Here is a 21,236-nt window from a genome sequence, read left to right on the forward strand (position 1 = left end):
CGATGGATGCTGCTGCACCCCGTAACACGCCGGGGTCGAGGTTGGACGCGGCGGTCGCTCAGGTTTTGAGTGCGGGTGGCGATGTGGTGGGGGCGGGTTTCTTCGCCGGTGAGGGTGTGCTGGTCACCTGTGCGCATGTGGTGACGAAAGCCGGGGGCGGGCCCGGTGCGAGGATCAGACTCGCCTTCCCCCACGCGCCAGGAGCCCCGCAGGTCGACGGCGAGGTCCTTGCCGGAGCATGGCGGGCTGCCGAAGACCAGGATGTCGCCGTCCTGCGGGTGGATCAGGTTCCTGACGGTGTGCCGTTGCTGCGCTTGGATTCCGCAGCGGGTTGCCGTGGGCACCGGGTGTGCTTGTTCGGGTTCCCCCCGCAGGCGCCACCCGGCGGACAGTTCGGTTGGGGCGAGGCCGGTCACCTACTGGATGTCGCGGGTGCAGGCATGACGCTGCAACTGACCGGAGCTAACGACCTGACGACCGGGTTCAGTGGCGGGCCGGTTCTGGATGAGGTCACCGGCCGGGTGATCGGCATGCTGAGCGCTGTCGCCCCTCCCGACCCCCTTCTCAAGGGCCTGGGTATTGCCTACGCGACGCCCACCCAGGTCCTGCGGGAGGTGTATCCCGGCCTGAAGGTGGAGGCGGTATCCCCCTACCGTCACTTGGATCCGTTCACCGTCGAGGATGCCAAGTGGTTTCACGGTCGAGGTGCCGCAGTTCAATTGGTGCTGGACAGTCTGGCTGAGTATCGGGGGGCGCTGCTGCTGGGGCCCTCGGGGTCGGGCAAGTCCTCCCTGGTCCAGGCAGGGGTACTGCCCGCGCTGGCCGCGGGCAGGCTTGCGGGCAGCGACCGCTGGCTGCCCGTGTACGCCCGCCCGGGGCGGGACCTGATGGCCGCACTGGAACGTGTGCTGCCCGCGGCAGGAGCCGAGGGCATCGTCGCGGCCGCCGGGCGCAGGGTGGCCGCTGAACCCGGCTGCCAGCGTCTACTGCTGGTCATCGACCAGTTCGAGGAATTACTCACCGGCCCTGGCACCGGCGGGCAACCGCCGGATGGTTTCCAGGCCGTGATCGAGCAGGTCACGGCTGCGATCCGCACGCGGGCCCCGGTCAGTGTGGTACTGGTCATGCGCGACGATTTCTATCCGCACCTCGCCGCCTTGGCCCCCGACCTGCTGGAGGCCGCGCCACGCCCGGTCAACGTACCGGCCACCTTGAGTGCGCAGGACCTGCGGGACATCATCACCCAGCCGGCCGACAGCGCCGGCGCCCGCTTCGAAGAGGGCCTGCCCGACAGGATCATCACCGACATCCTGACCGGCGACCGCCCCGGCATCCTGCGCGCACCGGTTACCCTGCTGCCGCCGCTGGAGTTGGCGCTCAGCCAGTTGTGGGAGCGCCGCAGCGACGGCTACCTCACGCACCAGGCATACGATGCTATCGGGGAAATCACCGGGAGCCTTGCCACCTGGTGCAACGCCGCGCTCGACCGACTGCCCGACCGGCAGCAGCCCATCGCGCAGCGCATCCTCGCCGCCTTGGTGCGCCCCGCCGACGATGCCCACCTGGTCCCCGCCGTGCGGCAGCAGGAACCCCTGGACAACCTGCGGGCCGTGGCAGCCGACCACACCCGCACCGTGCAGGCCGGTGAACCCTCAGGCCGTGATGTCGACGACGTCCTGGCCGCACTCACCGGCTACCGGATCATCACCACCCGGACCGAACGCACCGACGGGCAGCCCGCTGCCGGCCAGCCCGTGGCCGAACTGATCCACGACGCACTCATCCGCGACTGGCCCGAGTTACGCCAGTGGGTCGCCCAGGGTCACCGGTTCCACGACTGGCTGCGCCGAACGACCGAGCAACAGCTGCGGTGGAAGGAGTCCCAGAACCCCAACGACCTCCTGCGGGGCACCGACCTCGATGAAGGCCGCGACTGGGAAAGCCGGCGTGCACTGCCGCGTGAGATCGCCGATTTCCTCGCCGCCAGCCACAGGGCTGAACGCTCCCAGATCAGCGCTGCAAGCGCCCAGATCAGCAGGAACCGCCGCATGATCGCGGCCTTGACTGCCCTGGCAGTGCTCGCCGTGGCCGCGGCGGTCGGCGCGGGGTTCGCCGCGCAGCGGGCGAGACATGCCGAAGCCGCCGTGCGGGCTGAAACGGCCGTGGCCGTGTCACGCCAACTGGCGGTCGAGGCGCTGACACTGGACTCGACGGACCCGTATACCGCCCGCCAACTGGCCGTCGCCGCGAGGACGGTGTCCGGGACCGACCAGGCGAGGCGAACCGAGGCCGCTTTGCTGAACGAGCAGCGCGGCACCATCATCACGCCTCATCGGGACATCCATTCGGTCTCGTTCAGTCCGGACGGCTCCGCATTGGCCACCGCCGGCCGTGACGGGACGGTGCGGCTGTGGAATCCCACCGCCCAGAAACAGATCGGCGGCACCATCACCGCCGCTGACGGCGCCAACGTCTCGAAGGTCGTGTTCAGTCCGGACGGCACCACGGTGGCCACCGCCGGCGACAACGGGTCAGTTCGGCTGTGGAGCGCGGCCACACACCGCCAGATCGGAAGCACCATGACCGCCTCCGGCAACCGCACCGCCGTTCTGGGGCTTGCGTTCAATCCGTCCGGCACACTGCTGGCGTCGGCTGGCAGCGACGGGAGCGTACGCCTGTGGAATCCCGCGACCCAGCAGCAGGTCGGCACCATCACCGCCGCCAATGACACCCCCGCGTCAAGTGTCGCATTCAGTCCCAAAGGTGCTTTGCTGGCCACCGGGGACGCCAACGGACGCGTGCGTCTGTGGGACCCGGCCACGCGGCAGCAGGTGGGCACCGCCATCACCGCCACCAGCAAGGGCACCGTCGGCGTGACATTCGACCCCAAGGGCACACTGTTGGCCACAGCCGGCGGCGACGGAACCGTGCGTTTATGGAACCCGGAGAACCAGCGGAAGATCGGCACCACCATCAAAGCCACCACAACGGGATCCATCGCCCTCGGCATGACCTTCAACCCGGACGGTACCCGGCTGGCGACAGGCGGCATTGACGGAACCGTGCGTTTATGGAACCCGGCGACCCAGCGGCAGGTCGGCAGCACCATCGCCGTCACCAGCACGAAGAGCGTCGTCTGGGATATGTCGTTCAACCCCTCCGGCACGCTGTTGGCCACCGGCGGCGCCGACGGGACCGTGCGCCTGTGGGACCCGGCCACCCAGCATCAGGCCGGCTCCAGCATCACCGCCCCCGACAATGGCAGTCCTCTGTCCGATGTGGCGTTCAGCCCGTCAGGCGCGCTGCTGGCCACCGCGGGCGCCGACGGGACCGTGCGCCTGTGGGACCCGGCCACCCAGCGTCAGATGGGCAACACCATCACCGCCACCGCGGGCGGCAGGCCTGTATCCGATGTGGCGTTCAGCCCGTCAGGCGCGCTGCTGGCCACCGCGGGCGCCGACGGGACCGTGCGCCTGTGGGACCCGGCCACCCAGCACCAGGTGGGCACCGCCATCACCGCCACTGCTCACGGCGGAGTCACCAGTGTCGCGTTCAATCGCTCCGGCACTGTGCTCGTGACCGGCGACGACCACGGAAGCGTCCGTTCATGGAACCCGGTCACCCACCGTCCGATCGGCACCGCCATCACCGCTACCGGTTACGGCACCGGTGTCACGAGTGTCGTGTTCAGTCCGTCGGGCGCGTTGCTGGCCACGGCCGGGGGCGACGGGACTGTGCGGCTGTGGGACCCGGCCGCGCCGCAGCAGGTGGGCACCCCCATCACCGCAGGCGCCGCCATTTCGGATCTCGCGTTCAGCCCGTCGGGCGCGCTGCTGGCTACGGCCGGGGGCGACGGGACCGTGCGCCTGTGGGACCCGGCCACGCAGCGGCAAGCCGGAACCCCCATCACACCCACCAGCAGCAGAAGCCCCGTCTGGGATGTCGCGTTCAGCCCGAATGGCGCCGTGCTCGCCGTCGCCGTCGCCGACGGGAGCGTCCAGTTCTGGAATCCGGCCACCCAGCAGCCCCTCAGCGCCGGCGCCGACGCCACAGCCAACGGCGACGGTGCCGTCTTCAAGGTGGCGTTCAACCCCCAGGGCACCGTCCTGGCAACGGCGAACGGCAACGGGTCAGCAACGCTGATCAACGTATCCCAGCATACGGACCCCCACCGCTACATGTGCGACGCGTTCGGCTTGCCTCCCGCGTCGGTGTGGTCTCAGTTCGCCGGGGCCTCAATGGCCAAGCCGGCCCGCTGCTGACCCCGGCACCAACAGGCGGCGCCGGCTCACCCGCCGCTTTCTCCCCCGCGGCCCGGGCGGCGCCTGAGCCAGAGGAAGGTCCCGATGGCGCCACCGCACACGGCCAGTGCGCCCAGGACTGCCGGCAGCGGGGCCAGACTGCTGCTCGCGGTGGGGGAAGGACCGGCTGTGCCGGAGACATGGGCTGTCGAGGTGGTGCTGTCGGGCCCTGCGACCGTCGGTGTCGGGGCTGTGGGCCTCCCAGGTGTCACTCCCGGTGTCGAGGTGGTGCTGTCGGACCCTGCGACCGTCGGTGTCGGGGCTGTGGGCCCCGCAGCCGCGCTGTGCGTGCTCGTGGGCGGCTTGGACGACTGCTGAACGGGGGGTGTCGGGGTCGCGCCCACGCCACCGGGGGGTGTCGGCGCGCCCACTCCACCAGAAGTGACAGCGATCGTATGCAGGACACTGTCCTGCCCGGGATTGAGCACGCACCTCCCCTCTACGGTGCCTACCGGGGCCGTCCCGTCGCTCTTCACGGGGGTCATTCGGGCGGTGAGGCCGACGAGCGAGATCGTCGCAGGTCCGGGGCGGTTGAAGACGAACGATGGCGTGGTTCCAGCCGCGTTGACCGTCATCGGGCCGGACGCCGGGACACGGGCGTCCGAGATCGTCAGCGGTACGGTTTCAGTACTGCCCTGCGCCGCCACGGTCGCCTCCGCCGTCCCCTTGACACTCGTCACGCCCATCAGGCCGAGGCCGTGGGTGACGTTGGGGCCGACCGTCGCCGTGGCCCTGAGGACGATGCCTGGCACTGCCTGGCCGACCACTGCCGAATCCGGGGCGTTCGCCTGGATCAGTGCCGTCATCGGGGTGGTGCCGTAGGTGGGCGACGAACACGTGAACTGCAACGTGCGTTGTACCGTGGTCGCCGCGGCCGGACCGGTCCCGGCCGCTGCGACCGCTCCGGCGGACGCGATCACCACCGCACATGCCGCCGCGCACCGCAGCAGGTCCGTCGGCGCGGATGCCTCCGCAACGCATTGTCCAGGTTTGCCGAGCCGGCCTAACCGCCCGAGGCGCGCTCCCACGGCCTTCGAGCCGGATCCGGCATTGCGATCGCTTGCCACGTAACCCAACCCCCCGCTCATATCGGGATTCACTGCACAAAAACTGTACTGCCGGGCCTCGCGCTTGGGTTGCTGCACCGGACCTCTTTCCCTCGACGAGGGGGCGTCGAGCACGGCGGTCCCGGACGCGAGCCTCTCACGCTGCGGCCGACTGTTCCTCCTCCGTCTCGAACTCGACGTCCAGGCGCGGGTCGAACGCGTCCGGGCGCACGGTCAGCTCCGTGGTGGTGTAGGTGCCGAACGCATGATGTGGCCGGTCAGGTACGGGCTGATCGCGGCCAGGTCCTCCCCGGTGATCTGCCATCCCTCGGCCTGGAGTTCGCGCACGACCTCCATGAGGTGTCCGAGCCGGTGATGGCCACATCTCCGGTCCGCAGGTGCTCGGCCAGGTAGGTGAAGACCAGCGTCTCGAAGCGCCGGCGGTCCAGCATGCCGGGCTTCTTGCGGTCTCGCACGGACCGCTGCCAGTTCTGTGAGGCGAAGCCGAGGTCCAGCGGCTGCCCCTCGTACAGCTCCGAGATGTACTCGCGGGTCGCGCTCTGGTGGGCGTCCCCGAGCGTTCGGCATCCGACATGCCGGGTCCCTCGTCCAGTACGGACAGCTCCACCTCGTCGCCCCGCGGCTCCACCCGGACCGTGATCGTGCCGCCGTCCGGTGACACCTCCAGGGCGTTCGAGAGCACGTTGTCCAGCACCTGTTCCAGGTGACCGGGGCTGGCCAGCACAAGCAGCCGGCCGTCGATACTCCCCCTGAGCGCGATGGCGACTCCGCGCTCGTCGGCGGCCGGCCTCCACACCGTCAGACGTTCGTCCACGATGTCCCTGAGCGGCAGCGGCTCCGCGGCCGTCACCTTGGCCTCGGCCCGCGCCAGCACCAGCAGCCCGTTGACCAGCCAGCTCATCCGGACCACCTCGGCGGTCGCCTGCTCCACGTCCTCCCGTACGAACTCGTCGTCCACCCCGTCCGCGATGTTGTCCAGGGACAGCGTCGCTGATGAGCTGAGGTTCCCTGGGCGATCCTGGGTTTTCCTGGATGCCGGGAAGTGGTCCGTCGTGCTGGGCGGGGTTTGGACGCCTGCCGTGGGACCGTGGGCCGTCGCCGCCGGGTGCGGTGCGGGTGCTCATCGTGGGCGGTACCTGCCGCCTGTGGCGCCGCCGGCTGCGGCGATTCGGAGGCTGCGGTGTCCGCCCCGCCGGACGCTTTCCGCCCGGTGTGGACCCGGGCGGGGCGGGGACCCGCGTCGCTTTCCTGGGCACGGGGCGGATTCTCGAGGAGACCGGAATCGTGACTGCTGCTCTCACCGGCCTCGCAGTGACACGCACGCTACCGAATGCACGATCACGCTCCTGCACCTCACGATGAACAGTCACCGGAAAGTGCCATAAAAGCCTGATCGCACCACATTGAACACCACCCCGTGATACCCAGTCGCACCAAGGAACCACAGGCCATCAGGAGCACTGCGCACGACCCTGAGCGCCGTGAGAGGGGTGCGGAGCTGGTGCGAGGCGTCCGCGACGAAGATGCGCTGCGAGGCGATCAGGGTGTCCAGGCGCTCGCCCGCCTGGATGAGGGTGCGGCCAGGGTCTGCGTCTCGGTCGGGTCCGTCACCGCCGAACGGGCGGTCAGGTCGCCGTCGCTGAACTTGCTCGCCATGGCGTTGAGTTCGCGCAGCGGGCGGGTGATCCGGCGGACGGCGACCGCGCCGATCGCGGCGGCTGCCCCAGCACCAGCATCGCCATGCCCGCTCTTGATTCCGGATCGTCTGTGACGCGCGGCACTTTCCGAGTGTCGTGGGTGCGCCCCGGGCATGTGCAGACCGAAGACCGAGCGACCGGACATTCCGCCGACCGGGGATCGCAGATCGGGACATCTCACCATGCGATACCTCGGAAGGGATTTTCGGGCGCTCGTTAAACTGAGCCGACACACACGGACTGAGCGAGGAGCGCACGTGGGCCTTGTCGTGCAGAAGTACGGAGGCTCCTCCGTAGCCGATGCCGAGGGCATCAAGCGCGTCGCCAAGCGGATCGTGGAAGCGAAGAAGAACGGCCATCAGGTGGTCGTCGTCGTTTCCGCGATGGGCGACACGACGGACGAGCTGATCGATCTCGCCGGGCAGGTATCACCGATGCCGGCCGGGCGTGAGTTCGACATGCTGCTGACCGCCGGAGAGCGGATCTCCATGGCACTGCTGGCCATGGCGATCAAAAACCTGGGCCACGAGGCCCAGTCCTTCACCGGCAGCCAGGCCGGCGTCATCACCGACTCGGTCCACAACAAAGCCCGGATCATCGACGTCACGCCGGGCCGGATCAGGACGGCGCTCGACGAGGGCAACATCGCCATCGTCGCCGGCTTCCAGGGCGTCAGCCAGGACAAGAAGGACATCACCACGCTGGGCCGCGGTGGTTCGGACACCACGGCGGTGGCGCTGGCCGCCGCCCTCGACGCCGAGGTGTGCGAGATCTACACCGACGTCGACGGTGTGTTCACCGCCGACCCGCGTGTGGTGAAGAAGGCCCGGAAGATCGACTGGATCTCGTTCGAGGACATGCTCGAACTGGCCAGTTCCGGGTCGAAGGTGCTGCTCCACCGCTGTGTGGAGTACGCCCGCCGGTACAACATCCCGATCCACGTCCGCTCCTCCTTCAGCGGGCTGCAGGGCACGTGGGTCAGCAGCGAGCCACCCGTTCGAAAGACACAGCAGCAAGGGGACCAGAAGGTGGAGCAGGCCATCATCTCCGGTGTCGCGCACGACACCTCCGAGGCCAAGATCACGGTCGTCGGCGTGCCCGACAAGCCGGGCGAGGCCGCCTCTATCTTCCGCACGATCGCCGATGCCGAGATCAACCTCGACATGGTCGTGCAGAACGTGTCCGCCGCCTCCACCGGGCTGACGGACATCTCCTTCACGCTGCCGAAGACCGAGGGCCGCAAGGCCATCGACGCGCTGGAGCGGAACAAGCACGGCATCGGTTTCGACTCGCTGCGTTACGACGACCAGATCGGCAAGATCTCGCTGGTCGGCGCGGGCATGAAGACCAACCCGGGTGTCACGGCCTCGTTCTTCGAGGCGCTGAGCGACGCGGGCGTGAACATCGAGCTGATCTCGACCTCCGAGATCCGCATCTCGGTCGTCACCCGTGCCGACGACGTGACCGAGGCCGTCCGTGCCGTGCACACCGCCTTCGGGCTGGACTCCGACAGCGACGAGGCCGTCGTCTACGGAGGCACCGGCCGCTGATGGCCGACACGGAGCGGACCGGTAGGTCTGTACGGCCGACGCTCGCGGTCGTGGGTGCGACCGGAGCCGTCGGCACGGTCATGCTCCAGATCCTGTCCCAGCACGCGGACATCTGGGGCGAGATCCGTCTGATCGCCTCACCGCGCTCGGCCGGCCGCAAGCTGGCCGTGCGCGGCGAGGAGGTCGAGGTGGTGGCCCTGGCGGAGGAGGCCTTCGACGGGGTCGCCGTCGCCATGTTCGACGTACCGGACGAGATCGCCGAGCGGTGGGCGCCGATCGCCGCCGCCAAGGGCGCGGTGGTCGTGGACAACTCGGGCGCCTTCCGGATGGACCCGGACGTGCCCCTGGTCGTCCCCGAGGTCAATCCGCACGCGGCGCGGCTGCGTCCGCGCGGGATCATCGCCAACCCGAACTGCACCACCCTCTCCATGATCGTGGCGCTCGGCGCGCTGCACGCCGAGTTCGGGCTGCGTGAGCTGGTCGTCTCCTCGTACCAGGCGGTGAGCGGGGCCGGGCGGGCCGGGGTGGAGACGCTGCGGCAGCAGATGTCCCTCGTCGCCGGTACGGAGCTGGGGACCAGCCCCGGTGACGTACGGCGGGCCGTCGGGGACAACACCGGGCCGTTCCCGGAGCCGGTCGCGCTGAACGTCGTACCGTGGGCCGGATCCCTCCGGGAGGACGGCTGGTCGTCGGAGGAGATGAAGGTGCGGGACGAGTCCCGCAAGATCCTCGGCCTGCCCAGGCTGCCGGTCGCGGTGACCTGCGTACGGGTGCCGGTGATCACCACGCACTCGCTCACCGTCCACGCCCGCTTCGAGGGCGAGGTCACCGTCGGCAAGGCGCGTGAGATCCTCGCCACAGCGCCCGGCGTCGTCCTCTTCGACGATCCGGAGGCCGGGGAGTTCCCCACGCCCGCCGATGTCGTGGGCACCGACCCGACCTGGGTCGGTCGGGTGCGGCGGGCCCTCGATGATCCAACCGCCCTTGAGCTCTTCGTATGCGGTGACAACCTGCGCAAGGGGGCCGCGCTCAACACCGCCCAGATCGCGGAACTGGTGGCGGCGGAGTTCGAGTGACGCCGGGGCGGTTTCTGACGCTGAGTGGGGTGTGACACGTGGTGCGGCCAGGGGTTACCACCGGAAAACCCCTGATTGTAAGCGCATACTTTTGTAGGATCTGTGTAAGAGATGTGATCCAGGTGTTGGTTTGGACCACCTGGACCACCTGGACCACCTGGACCACTTGAACCGAGCCGCTCGGCATCCGAAGATTTGGCTCCCCGCCCTCCGCAACCGCGCGGAGGGCGGGGAGCGTCTTTGCGGACGCCCTTCAGGGGGCGCGGGGACTGCTTTACGGGGCGTGGGGACGCCCCGATCATTCAGGACACAGGGGAAGAGCGGGTAGGGCATGAGGGCGTTCGACGCACTGTCAGTTGTGCCGCCTGACACAAGACGGTCGGTCGCGTACAACCCTGAGGAGGGGAAGCGTGTCCAACTGGCGTGGCTGAGGTACTCGACTTTCCCGCGGCGACGCGCGGCACGGCCCTACGGCCGCCCCGCCCGTCCCTACGACCCCGCATGCCCGGTACGCCCGGTGGCATGCCGGTGATCGCGCCCATGCCCGCAGCGCGGCCCGCCCGCATTCCGAATCAGCGCGACGGTGCCGACGACACGGTGGCTGCCGGAACCACCGTCGACCACCTCACCGAGACCTACCGCGCCCACTACCGCTCCCTGCTGGGGCTCGCGGCGCTCCTCCTCGACGACACGGCCTCCTGCGAGGATGTCGTCCAGGAGGCGTTCATCCGCGTCCACTCCGCGCGCAAGCGCGTCCGTGACCCGGAGAAGACGCTCGCGTATCTGCGTCAGACGGTCGTCAATCTCTCCCGCTCGGCCCTGCGCCGCCGGATCCTCGGCCTGAAGCTGCTGTCCAAGCCGATGCCCGACATGGCGAGCGCCGAGGAGGGGGCCTACGACCAGCTGGAGCGCGACTCCCTGATCAAGGCGATGAAGGGCCTGCAGCGCCGCCAGCGCGAGGTCCTGGTCCTGCGCTACTTCGCGGACATGACGGAGGCGCAGGTCGCCGAGGCGCTCGGGATATCGCTGGGCTCCGTCAAGGCCTACGGCTCGCGCGGCATCGCGGCCCTGCGGGTCGCCATGGAGGAGCCTGCATGAGTGGTGAACAGGACGGGCGGGGCGCGCGGCGTCATCTGCACGTCCCCCATGAGCCCTATGAATGGCGTGAGCCGACAGAGTCGTCGGACGAGCAAGCGCCGAAGCAATCGCACGCTGGGAACGGAACTGTGAACCACGGCCCCGACGACCAGAGCTCCACGGGGCTCGACTCGGACGAGCTGGCACTGCGTAGGCTGCTGCACCAGGCGGTCCAGGAGATCGAGCCGCGCGACGGCACGCTGGACCACCTGCGCAAGGCGGTACCCGCCCGACGGACGCGCAAGCGGCAGGCCGTCGTCGGCATGGCGGCCGCGGCCCTCTTCATCGGCACCGCCGTCCCGGCCCTCGTGCACGTCTCCAACTCCACCGGCGCCGACGCCAACCCGTCCGTGGCCGGGCACTACTCGCAGGCACAGGGCGGCGCCGGGGAGGGCAAGGCCCCGGACGGCGGCGAAAGCACCTCGGGCACCTCCTCCGGCAAGACCGAGGACAAGGGCAAGGGCGAGCAGAAGGAAGAGAACAAGGGCAAGGGCCCCGAGAGCGACACGGCAGCGAGCAGCGGCGCGAACCCTTCCGCGACCAGCGTCACGGGCGTCCCGCTGTGTACGGCCACCGATCTGGGCCCGGGCGAGTCGACCACCGACGTCCCCGACACCGCCGGCACGGTCTACGGCACCTTCCGCTACACCAACACCTCCTCCGCCGACTGCACGGTCAGCGGTCCGGGCACGATCACGCCGACCCCGGCGGGCGCGGCGGACGCCACCAAGATCAGCACCGTCCGGCACACGTCCGGGGACGCCGCGGCGGGGCTGCCCGACCCGGCCCTCGAAGTCACCTCGCTGCTGCTGAAGCCGGGCTCCTCTTACGAGGTGAAGTTCGCCTGGGTGCCCTCGGAGACCTGCCCCACACCCGGCACCGGCACCCCCGGCGGCGACACGGGCAACCCGACGCCCGACCCGACGCCCTCGGAGAACCCCGACACGGGCACCGACACCTCCACCGGCGGCGACACCGGCACGTCCACCCAGCTGATGACGGAGGACGGCACGGCCGACGGCAGCGTCACCATCACGAACACGGCGGAGTCCGGGGGACCGGCGACTTCGGCGACGGTGTCGAACGCGTGCGCGGGGGTTGTTTACTGGACGGGTGTGCTGGCGGCTTCCTGACGGTGCCGTGTGCTGGTGCCGGCCTCGCTGGGGGCTTGCGGCCCCCAGGGGGTGTTGTCGCCCGTCGGCGTCAGACGGTGACCCGCTTCTCGTTCTCCTCAGGGTTGTCCTCGGAGTTCTCCTCGGGTACCAACCCGAGCTCCGCATCCCGCAGAAACTCCACCTCGCGCCGCAGCAGCCGGAACCACATGAACACCACGAACCCGGCGAACACGAACCACTCCCCGGTGTACCCGAGGTTCTGGAACGCCTTCAGATCCAGCCCGGTGTCCGGGGGCGCGGCCGCCGGCACGGCCCGCATCCCCTGATTCGCGCGATCGAGGGTGACCCAGGCGTCGTACACGTCGTACGGCACGAGGTTCACCAGCGAGGCCGCACTGATCGCCGCCGTCTGCCCCGCCGGCAGGCCGCCCCGCGCACTGACCCCGTTGTCCCCGGGCGTCTCGGACGCCTGCAGCGCACCGGTGACGGTGACCTCGCCGCGCGGCGCGGCCGGCACCTTCGCCGGGTCGGGATCGCCGGGCAGCCAGCCCCGCACGACGGGCAGGGCCTTGCCCGTGTCGGTGCGCAGCAGGGTCAGCACGTAATAGCCGTTCCTGCCGTCCAGTTCCCGGTCCGGAACGAGCAGCTGCCGGTCGTAGCGCCCGGAGGCGGTGGCCTGCCTGCCCGAGGTGGCCTTGTCCACGGGGAGCAGCTCGGCCAGCGGACGGGCGGCCTCCCGCTCATTGGCCTCGGCCTGGGCATCCGCGTTGCGCTGGCCCTCCACCCGGTCCTCGAACCGGCTCAGCTGCCACGACCCCATGAAGATGCAGAACGGGATGGCGAGCAGCACGAAGACGTTGATCCCCCACCAACGGGGCGTCAGCAGAAACCGGTACACGCCCTCAACGGTACGGGGCTCCTGCGGAGGGCCAGGCCGCGGGGTCAGCACACCGACCGAGTGATCGCTTCCTGCCCAAGTAGCCGTGAGGCCGCCCGTGGCTCAGCGTACGGCCGGTTCGCAGCGCTTTCTTGAGCGGGCGATCCAGATTCGTTACGGTGTCGCCATGGCAAGGACCAGGGAGTTCGACACCGAGGCGGCGGTGAGCCGTGCCATGGAGCTGTTCTGGACGCGTGGCTACGAGGCGACCTCGGTGCGCGACCTGACCCAGCACCTGGGGATCGGGCAGGGGTCCTTGTACGCGGCATTCGGCGACAAGGACGGCCTGTACCGTGCCGCGCTGGAGCGCTACCGCACCACCCTCGCGGCGGCTGCCCTGCGCAGCCTGGAGGAGGGTGCTGACGCCCGCTCGGCGATCCGCACGCTGCTGGTCGAGCGGATCCGCATCGCTGTCGAGCAGGACGGCCGGGGCTGCCTGGTGGTCAATGCCGCCTGCGAGCGCCTGCCGGAGGACTCGTCGGTCCGGCGCATCGTGCGGGACATGCAGGATGCCATCCGGGACGCCCTCACCGAGGTGCTACGGGTGGCGGGGGAGCGGGGTGAGATCGCGGCGCGGCACGACCCCTACACGCTCGCCGGCTTCCTCGTCACCTTCCTCAACGGGCTGCTGGTCTCTTCGAAGATCACGCCGGACCTCGACGCCCTCGAACCCCTCGTGGAGGTCGCACTGGCCGCCCTCGGCTGACTTTTTCATGACCAGAATCTGTATCGCCCGATCAAGAATGGGCGCAGGAACCCGCTGGCACGGGATCAGCCGCATGACACCCGTCGGCTGACACCCGCCGGCTGGCACCCGCATCGCGAGCTACACGGAACAGGAAGGCTGAAAGAAGATGCTGTACGACCATGACGGATCGCCCGTCCGCACCGGCCGTGCCGCCGTCAACGGAACGAGTCTGCACTACCGGACGGCCGGGTCCGGCCCCGCGGTGGTGCTGCTGCACGGCGTGCCCAAGACCGGCTATCACTGGCGCCACCTCGTCCCGAAGCTGACGCCCCATTACACCGTCGTCGTGCCGGACCTGCGCGGTCTCGGCGACTCCGCCCGCCCCGCGGACGGCTACGACTCCGCGACGATGAGCGACGACATCGCCGCACTGATGGCCCACCTCGGGCACGGGACGTATGCCGTGATCGGCGAGGACTGGGGAGCGGTGATCGGCTACCAGCTCGCCGCCCGCCACCGCGAGAACGTCAGCGGCCTCGTGTTCGCCGAGGCCCTGTTCCCCGGCTTCGGCTTCGAGGACCACACCGCCCTCACCCACGAGAACGTCTCCAGTGGCATGCATCTGTGGCATCTGGGCTTCTACTTCCAGCCGGACGTTCCCGAGATGCTGATCGCCGGACACGAGCGTGAGCTGATCACTTACATGATCAAGTTTGAGCGCAGCCGTCCCGACAGCGCCACGCCCGACGCGATCGAGGAATACGTGCGCTGCTACTCCATGCCCGGCGGTATCCGCGCCATGCTCGCGATCTACCGGGCGATGCTCGTGGACGCTGAACAGAACCGGCAGTCCGCGCAGAAGAAGCTCGACATCCCGGTACTGGCGCTCGGCGGCTCCGCGTTCATCGGCGACCGCAACGAGTCCCAGATGCGACTCATGGCCGACGACGTCACCGGCCATGTCTTCGACGCCGGGCACGACCTCGCCGAGGAAGTGCCCGAAGAGATGGCCGACGTGGTCCTGCCGTTCCTGGCCGCGCACCTGTAGCCGATTGCGCGATCGCCGGCACTGGCGATCGCGCAATCCCACAGCCGTGTATGACCTCTCGCCCTTTACGTCACCGCAGTTCAGGTCTGGTAGAGGGTTTCGGTGACCCCGGCAAGGGCACGGGCAAGATCCGGCACCAGGTGCTCAGGGATGTGGTCGAGGACGCGCCGCCGCGCGCTGGCGAGGTGGGTGGCTTGGGCCGAGTGCATGGCGTGCAGACCGGTGTCCGTGAGGACGGCGTCGTTGCCACGTCCGTCGTTGTCGTGACGTTCCTTGCGGACCATGCCGTGGTGGGCCAGCCCTTCGACCACGCGGGTGATGCGGGAGGGTGTGAGACCGGCCGCGGCAGCGAGTGCGGACATACGCATACGGCCGCACCGGCCTGCCGCTGATGGACGAGAACACGCCCGGCAACCCCGAAAGCCCCCTCGGCTTCCGCTTCGCCCTGGAGAAGGAGCTGGCCGCCAGCGGCCTTGCGCACACTGTGGTCCGCCCCGGTTTCATGTACGGAGGGCCCGCCACCACCTCCATGACCGGCGAGTGGTTCGCCGCCGCCGAGGCAGACAAACCCGTTTTCTACGGTGACACCGCCAAGCGCTGGAGCTGGGTCCACGTCGACGACCTCGCCGACGCCTACGTCCGCATCCTCGACAACCCGACCGCCGTGGACGGCGAGGTGTTCGTCGTCGCCGACGACCAGCGACTGATCGCCCTGGACATGCAGCGCGTCGCCGTGCGCGCGGCCGGCTGCACCGGCGAGATCATCCTGGAGACCGCGGAGGCCGGCCGGATGATGCAGATGGCCGCCGACCAGGACGAGCTCGTCACGAGTGCGAAGGCCCACCACCTGCTCGGCTGGCGCCCCCGCCACGCCTCATTCACCGACAACCCCGAGCAGCACTACCGTGCATGGAAGGCCAGCCAGTCGAGCACCGACTGAACACGCGGCGGGCCGGAGGCGCACAGCAGGGCCGGCACCGTCCGCCTCGGTCCTCCGTCACCCGATCCGGGCCCAACCGGAGGAGCTCATTGATCAGATGCGCTCCTATAGGCAGGTGGGCCGGGTGCGTGGCCAGCGGTGCGTGGCCGGCCGACAGATGACCGCCAAGGGCGGGTCATCCGCGGGTCATCCGCCGGCCGGCCTGGTCGAGCTCGCGTAATCGGTGGGTGTTCGGCCGTACTGCTTCTTGAAGGCGCGGATGAAGTGGCTGCTGTCGGCGAAGTGCCAGTGGGCGGCGAGTTCGGAGACGCTCAGCCGTCGGGACGGGGCGGTGAGCGCGAGGCGGGCTTCCTCCAGCCGCCGTTGGCGGATGTAGGCGCCCACCGACTCTCCCGTCGCGGCGAACGCCCGCTGCAACGTGCGTACAGAGACGTTGAGTTGACGCGCCAGCATCGCCGGAGACAGCTCGGGATCGGCGAGATGGCCGTCCGCGAGGTCCTTCGCGGCCTGGGCGAGTGCGGGAGCCAGCTGGGGTTCTGTGTCGTCGAACCGGCGTCTGACCACCGCCTTGGCCAGCTCGATCAGGGTGCTGTGAGCGGCGTGCACACCGGCCGGGCCGAGTTCGTCGATGGTCGCGTGGACCATGTTCGTGTGGGCCACCAGCAGGCGCACCTCGGCCGAGTCCGCCGGCCCGGTGATGATCCGGTTCCCGAGCACGGGGCTGAGCCTTGCGGCGGGCAGAGCGAGGATCTTCGTCGTCGTGTGCGGCGCCGTCTCGAACGCATAGGGCCGTTCGAAGTGCCGGAGGCGGAACTGCCCGGCCGAAACCGTGTGTTCGTCGCGATCGGGCGGGTCATCCAACGTCCATGTGCCGCGCCGCACTACGTACATCACCGCCGCATCGTGATCGTCACCCGGGGTGCCCGCGAGGGCCGACGCGCTGCGGACATCGGCGAACCTCACGTCGCGCACCTTGGCGGCGCGGCCCTTGACCCGGAGGTCACCGATCGTGGTCGGACTGAAGGTCGGCAGTCGGAAGACATCGCCGATCTGCGTCTCCCATACGTGCCGTAAGGCGTCGAACCCGCGCGGCCCGGCGCCCGCGACGGTGGAGTCCAGTAAGAACGCCCCGCGCGACCCCTCGGCCTCCGGTGCAGCGTTGTTCATCGTCCACCTCCACGCGCTGCTCCAACGCTGTCTCGTGGCGCGGATGTTCCGTCCTGATGCCGCTGTGGTTCAAGGTCGCGCCGCGCCGACCTTCCTAAGCTTCGGCAGGAGGAGCAAACCCAGGGCGGTTCCGGGCGTGATCCATGCAAATGAGGACAAACCTTGTGCGCCCCGCGGCATCGCCGCCGCCCGACCATCGACTGTTCGATCAGTCCGTTGTCACCTACGGACTTCAAGAGGAGAGCGCTGATGAACCCGCCGAAGCCGAAGCCGACAGACATCATGTTGCAGATGACGGGAGGCTTTCAGGTCTCCCAGGCCGTCTACGTCGTGGCCAAGCTGGACCTGCCGACGATGTTGGACGAGGCCGGCGGCCCGCTGACGGTGAGCGAACTGGCGGAGAGGTCGGGCGCGCAGAGCCAGCCCCTGCGCCGGCTGCTGCGCACGCTCGCCTCGATGGGGTTGTTCGTCCTCGATGGCGATCGGGTGTCCCTGACGCCCCTGGGGGCGACGTTGTCCCGCAACGCCGACGATTCGGTGCACGCGGTGGCGCTCATGTGGATGGAGACCCACTACGCCCCGTTCGGTGATCTGCTGCACACACTCAGGACGGGCGAGCCCGCCGCGGACCACTACCTCGGCAAGCCCTTCTTCGACTGGGTGACCGAGAGCCCGGACCGAACGCGGCAGTTCAGCGATGCGATGGCCGCGGTCACCAACGGCTTCCGCACCGGCATGTTCGACGACTACGCGCTGCCCGCCGGTGAGCTCGTCGCCGACATCGGGGGAGCCGACGGCAGCGTCCTGGCCGAACTCATCAAGGATCTGCCCGACCGCCGGGGGATCGTCTTCGACCTCCCCGCGGTGACGCCGGCGGCGCGGTCCAACATCGCCGCCCGGGAGCTCGACGGCCGGGTCGAGGTCGTCGCCGGTGACTTCTTCGACAGCGTGCCCGTCGCGGACATCTACGTGCTCAGCTACATCCTTCACGACTGGGACGACGCTGCCGCCGTCAGCCTGCTCCAGTCAGCGGCCAAGGCGGGTGGGCCGGGTGCTCGGGTGCTGATCGTCGAGGCTGTGATGCCGGACGGCGACGAGCCGCACGTGGCCAAGACGATCGACCTCACCATGCTCGCCATGGGCTCCGGGAAGGAACGCACCCGGGCGGAGTACGAGTTGCTGCTGAACGCCGCCGGTATCAGCATCGACAGGGTCGTGTCGACGCCGACTCCCTACTCGATCATCGAAGCGACGATCGGCTGAGACCGTTCGCATCCGGCTGCCGTAGCGGGCGCGGAGGGCCCAGCGCAGCGCCGAGGTGGTGCCGCGGGTGTGCTGGGGCGCCAGATCGAGGCGGCAGGTCCAGCGGATGGCCGCGCGACGCTGCGGTTCGTCGATGAGCCGTGCGGTCGATGGTCTCGGTGATGGGCCCCTGGGCTTCGCGCTCACCGTCACCACGGGACGACGCCGTCGGCACCGAGAAACTGCCCGGTCGGGCCGTCGGGGCCAAAGAGAGCAACGTCCGGTTGGTCAGACAGCCTCGAGTTCCATGGCGTGGTAGCCGCCGCCGACGGGGTAGGTTCTGCCGCGGCGCCAGCAGGTAGCAGCGAAGAGCGCGTCGAACTCGTCCAGGTCTCGTTCGATGCCGCCCGTGACGCAGAGCATGGTCACGTCCGCAATGGTGGCAAAGTCGGGCTTGCCGATCTCGCGGTCGACGAGCATTTCCACGACCAGGGCGCGCCCGCCTTCGCGCGCCGCAGAGCGGCAGTTGCGAAGGATCGTCGTACACCGCTCGTCGTCCCAGTCGTGGAGCACGGTCTTGAGGAGGTAGAGATCCGCGCTGGGTACGTCGTGGAAGAAGTCGCCCGGCACACCGGAGAATCGGTCGGACAGGCCACGCTGTCCGGCCTGCTGGATCGCGTCCTCGACGGCGTGCGGCAGGTCGAGTACCTGGCCGTGCAGGGCGGGGTTGGCCTCCATGAGTGCCAGTACGAGGTGTCCGTCGCCGCCACCGACGTCGATCACGGTGGACATGCCCTCGGTGTCGGCCTCGGCCATGATGCCCTGGGTCACCATGCCGGCCAGGCCGCGCATGGACTCGGCGAACAGTCTGGCTTTGTCGGCTTTCTCCGGCCGAGCGTAGTAGTCGAAGACGTCCGCGCCCAGTGCCTTCTTCGCCTGGCTCGCGCCCTGCCTCACTGCCTCGGGGAACAGGCTCCAGGGCTGCCAGTGCGACTCCCCGGCCTGGATCAGCACCAAGGAACGCAGGGAACCCGGCACGCCGGTACGCAGCAGTTGCCCCCGCCCGGTCAGGCCGAAGCGCCCCGACCCTTCGTAGCTGAGCAATCCCAGCGAAGCGGCCGCACGCATCAGACGGAAGGTGGCCCGTTCATGGCTGCCTTCGCGCGCGGCCACCTCCTTTGCCGTGCGTGCTCCATCGGCAAGGTGGTCGGCGATGTTGAGTTCGGCAACCGCGTGCAGTGTCTGGAGGATCGCGCCGCCGGCGATCATCTGCATCAGGTTTGCGACATCCGCGGCCGGGTCGCCGGCGCCCTCGTCCGTTGCGTGTGTCGTGGTCGTTTCGGTCATGAAAGTGGGACCTCGTTGCTTCTCGTGTTGCAGAGGCCTGCAATTTTCTTTTGGTCGGTGTGGGGGCGCTTGTATCTGAGTGACACACCGATGGGACTTCCGTGCCTTACGGAAGAGGGCGACGGCGAGAGAGTCCGGCCCCTGCCCTCCTTCGACGTCGGCGAGTCCGGCGATTTCCGGATCAACCTCCAGGCCGCCAACTTGCACGATGCAGTCACAACCCACCCTCGTTGTTCGATGTGGCGCCCACCCTGCTCGGTGGAGATCTACCGTGCCGCGCGCCCCGGCGCGAGCCCCGGCGATCTGCTCGCGGCGGTCACCACACCGGGGGCGCCGGGCCCACCTGGGTGTGCCGCTTCGACCATCTGGAGCCGGCCGACAACCGTGGCCTCGGCGCGTGCCACGGGTCGGAGGTGCCGTTCGTCTTCCGGACCGAGGGCCACGACGGCGTACGGGTGCGCATCGGGGACCATCCCTCGCCGACGGCAGCCACCACAGCACACGAGGCGTGGGTGTCCTTCGCCCGAGAGGGCATGCCGGGCTGGGAGTCCTATGACACGACCCGCCGCCCCACGGCACTGATCGCGGAGAAACTCGCGTGGTCGACGACCCCGCCCCCGACGAGCGTCGCGCCTGGGACGGTATCCGCTAAGGGCTCCGCTGGAACAACGGTGATGCTGTGTCGACGTGCGGCTCCGCCGCGGGCGCGGGCCGTCCGTGGCTGCTCGCTCTCCGCACCGGACTTCGCCAATGCCGCTCAGGGCACGCTCAGGGGGTGTGCCTACGCGGTTGACGGACCGTGAGCGTCGCTGGAGCCCATGCCAGTGGAGCTGAACTCGCGGCGCAGATCTTCGAGGTCATCGGAGAAGCAGTGCATTACCGACCGTTCGCGTGGGACCAGTTTCGATGCGCATCCTGGGCGCGTTGCACACGGACGGGCGGATATCGTTCGAGCGGCTCGCCGAGCACGCGGGCATCGGCCGGTGTATGCCCCCCCCAGAGCACAGTCAGGGATTCCAGAATACCGAGGTGAACGCACGGTCGAAGCGCCGTGCGGCCAGGTCCTCGCGCTGGATCACCCAGTGGACGGTGGCGCTCTCCCAGCCTTGTACGTCCATGCCGGCAAGCCAGTCGGCCAGGAGCACCCAGTCCGAGACGTCATCCGAAACTGGTCCGTCCCACCGGCCCGCTTCCGCCGCTTTCACGGCCCTGGACACGCCAACGGCGACCGGGTCGGTGTCGATGGCCTCCTCATCGGCGTACCCTCCGATCTGCAGCGGCCCCTCGGGGGCGATGTCCGCACGGGTGCTCTCCCAGACCGCGACGAGTTCCTCGGAGCGGGGATGCCCGGGATGCGGCCCGCCCCATGGCATGCCGGGCTGTATGACCGACTTGTGGTGGGGCAGCGACACATTGGCCGTCGCCCGCAGCGGACCCTCCGGGAACTCCGCGAACATCGCTTCGTAGTCGTCCCAGTCGAAGGAGTTCCAAGCGTGCTTGTCCCGTTCGGCTACGGCCGTGCCGAGGGGGATGTACACCACGCTGCCCATGGTGTCGCCATCGCCGTCGTCCTCGGGGAAGGCGAAGAGCAGCAGCTGGCCGTCGGGAGGCAGCGGCAGGTCCGTCGCGTCGGCGGGCAGGGCCGCGAGGTCGATGGAAGCGACGAAGGGGTGGGCGGGGTCCGGGGTATCGGCCGGAAGCAGGAGCGGACCGCCGAACTGGCCCACGACCGGCCCGTCCCCGTCCCGCGTCAGCGTCGCGCAGGGGCGGGCGGTGGCCAACCACCGCTCTATGTCGTCGGCGGGTATGCACCGCGCGATCGCCTCGTCACGAAAGGGACTTAACCGATCCCACATCTCAGGAGCCATGGGCAAACCGTAGAGGGAGGGACTGACACAGCGGAGTCGAAGCCGTGGCACGCCGC

At 69.3% G+C, this 21,236-nt stretch carries 15 protein-coding genes and 2 pseudogenes; 10 read left to right on the forward strand and 7 right to left on the reverse strand.

Translation table 11 applies throughout. The features are described 5' to 3' along the window. Positions 1 to 2 precede the first annotated feature (2 nt). Together Q4V64_RS28690 and Q4V64_RS28695 are read left to right on the forward strand one after the other, a co-directional pair. Positions 3 to 4,262, forward strand: coding sequence for a trypsin-like peptidase domain-containing protein (locus Q4V64_RS28690; RefSeq protein ID WP_124440377.1), 4,260 nt, complete (start codon positions 3 to 5; stop codon positions 4,260 to 4,262). A gap of 84 nt (positions 4,263 to 4,346) precedes the next feature. After that, positions 4,347 to 4,619 carry a hypothetical protein gene (locus tag Q4V64_RS28695; protein WP_124440376.1) on the forward strand — a complete coding sequence of 91 codons (273 nt, stop codon included), beginning with the start codon at positions 4,347 to 4,349 and terminating at the stop codon, positions 4,617 to 4,619. A gap of 1,302 nt (positions 4,620 to 5,921) precedes the next feature. On the opposite strand, the pseudogene Q4V64_RS55295 reads toward Q4V64_RS28695, so the two are convergent. Continuing rightward, positions 5,922 to 6,353 (reverse strand): annotated as a pseudogene (locus Q4V64_RS55295) (ATP-binding protein); the annotation flags it as partial. A 459-nt stretch (positions 6,354 to 6,812) separates the two neighbouring features. Next, positions 6,813 to 7,119 (reverse strand): annotated as a pseudogene (locus tag Q4V64_RS28705) (HAMP domain-containing protein); the annotation flags it as partial. A 203-nt stretch (positions 7,120 to 7,322) separates the two neighbouring features. Between Q4V64_RS28705 and Q4V64_RS28710 the strand changes: the two are divergent. From Q4V64_RS28710 to Q4V64_RS28725, 4 genes are all read left to right on the forward strand, one after another. Next, positions 7,323 to 8,615: an aspartate kinase gene (locus Q4V64_RS28710; protein WP_124440375.1), complete on the forward strand. Its 1,293-nt coding sequence runs from the start codon at positions 7,323 to 7,325 to the stop codon at positions 8,613 to 8,615. After that, the gene (locus Q4V64_RS28715) at positions 8,615 to 9,691 is read left to right on the forward strand and encodes an aspartate-semialdehyde dehydrogenase (protein WP_124440374.1); all 1,077 of its coding nucleotides are present in this window, start codon (positions 8,615 to 8,617) and stop codon (positions 9,689 to 9,691) included. Before Q4V64_RS28710 ends, Q4V64_RS28715 begins: the two co-directional genes overlap by 1 nt. 501 nt (positions 9,692 to 10,192) lie before the next feature. Next, the gene (locus Q4V64_RS28720; protein ID WP_124440373.1) at positions 10,193 to 10,789 is read left to right on the forward strand and encodes a SigE family RNA polymerase sigma factor; all 597 of its coding nucleotides are present in this window, start codon (positions 10,193 to 10,195) and stop codon (positions 10,787 to 10,789) included. A 128-nt stretch (positions 10,790 to 10,917) separates the two neighbouring features. Then, complete coding sequence (locus Q4V64_RS28725; RefSeq protein WP_124440372.1) at positions 10,918 to 11,961, forward strand: hypothetical protein; 1,044 nt, start codon at positions 10,918 to 10,920, stop codon at positions 11,959 to 11,961. Positions 11,962 to 12,031: 70 nt separating this feature from the next. Here the strand turns inward: Q4V64_RS28725 and Q4V64_RS28730 are convergent, their stop codons facing one another. Then, on the reverse strand, positions 12,032 to 12,841 hold the full coding sequence (locus tag Q4V64_RS28730; protein WP_124440371.1) for an SURF1 family protein: 810 nt from the start codon (positions 12,839 to 12,841) through the stop codon (positions 12,032 to 12,034). 166 nt (positions 12,842 to 13,007) lie between these two features. Between Q4V64_RS28730 and Q4V64_RS28735 the strand changes: the two genes are divergently transcribed. Together Q4V64_RS28735 and Q4V64_RS28740 are read left to right on the forward strand one after the other, a co-directional pair. Further along, entirely contained in the window at positions 13,008 to 13,586 is a 579-nt protein-coding gene (locus Q4V64_RS28735; protein WP_124440370.1) for a TetR/AcrR family transcriptional regulator, read from the forward strand. A 148-nt stretch (positions 13,587 to 13,734) separates the two neighbouring features. Next, entirely contained in the window at positions 13,735 to 14,616 is an 882-nt protein-coding gene (locus Q4V64_RS28740) for an alpha/beta hydrolase (RefSeq protein ID WP_172629216.1), read from the forward strand. 80 nt (positions 14,617 to 14,696) lie between these two features. Here the strand turns inward: Q4V64_RS28740 and Q4V64_RS28745 are convergent, their stop codons facing one another. Next, positions 14,697 to 14,978: a MarR family transcriptional regulator gene (locus Q4V64_RS28745; protein ID WP_216377618.1), complete on the reverse strand. Its 282-nt coding sequence runs from the start codon at positions 14,976 to 14,978 to the stop codon at positions 14,697 to 14,699. A 29-nt stretch (positions 14,979 to 15,007) separates the two neighbouring features. Here Q4V64_RS28745 and Q4V64_RS28750 point away from each other — a divergent pair, with 29 nt between their 5' ends. Then, complete coding sequence (locus Q4V64_RS28750; RefSeq protein ID WP_124440368.1) at positions 15,008 to 15,556, forward strand: NAD(P)-dependent oxidoreductase; 549 nt, start codon at positions 15,008 to 15,010, stop codon at positions 15,554 to 15,556. Between the two features lie 186 nt (positions 15,557 to 15,742). Here Q4V64_RS28750 and Q4V64_RS28755 read toward each other — a convergent pair whose 3' ends face one another. After that, the gene (locus tag Q4V64_RS28755; protein WP_124440367.1) at positions 15,743 to 16,723 is read right to left on the reverse strand and encodes a helix-turn-helix domain-containing protein; all 981 of its coding nucleotides are present in this window, start codon (positions 16,721 to 16,723) and stop codon (positions 15,743 to 15,745) included. Between the two features lie 249 nt (positions 16,724 to 16,972). Here Q4V64_RS28755 and Q4V64_RS28760 point away from each other — a divergent pair, with 249 nt between their 5' ends. Then, on the forward strand, positions 16,973 to 17,986 hold the full coding sequence (locus Q4V64_RS28760; protein ID WP_124440366.1) for a methyltransferase: 1,014 nt from the start codon (positions 16,973 to 16,975) through the stop codon (positions 17,984 to 17,986). Positions 17,987 to 18,253: 267 nt separating this feature from the next. Here Q4V64_RS28760 and Q4V64_RS28765 read toward each other — a convergent pair whose 3' ends face one another. After that, positions 18,254 to 19,312: a methyltransferase gene (locus tag Q4V64_RS28765; RefSeq protein ID WP_124440365.1), complete on the reverse strand. Its 1,059-nt coding sequence runs from the start codon at positions 19,310 to 19,312 to the stop codon at positions 18,254 to 18,256. A 1,007-nt stretch (positions 19,313 to 20,319) separates the two neighbouring features. Continuing rightward, the gene (locus Q4V64_RS28770; protein WP_253266968.1) at positions 20,320 to 21,180 is read right to left on the reverse strand and encodes a DUF1963 domain-containing protein; all 861 of its coding nucleotides are present in this window, start codon (positions 21,178 to 21,180) and stop codon (positions 20,320 to 20,322) included. Positions 21,181 to 21,236 lie beyond the last annotated feature (56 nt).

Source organism: Streptomyces sp. NL15-2K (assembly GCF_030551255.1).
In the GTDB taxonomy this organism is placed as follows: Bacteria; Actinomycetota; Actinomycetes; order Streptomycetales; family Streptomycetaceae; genus Streptomyces.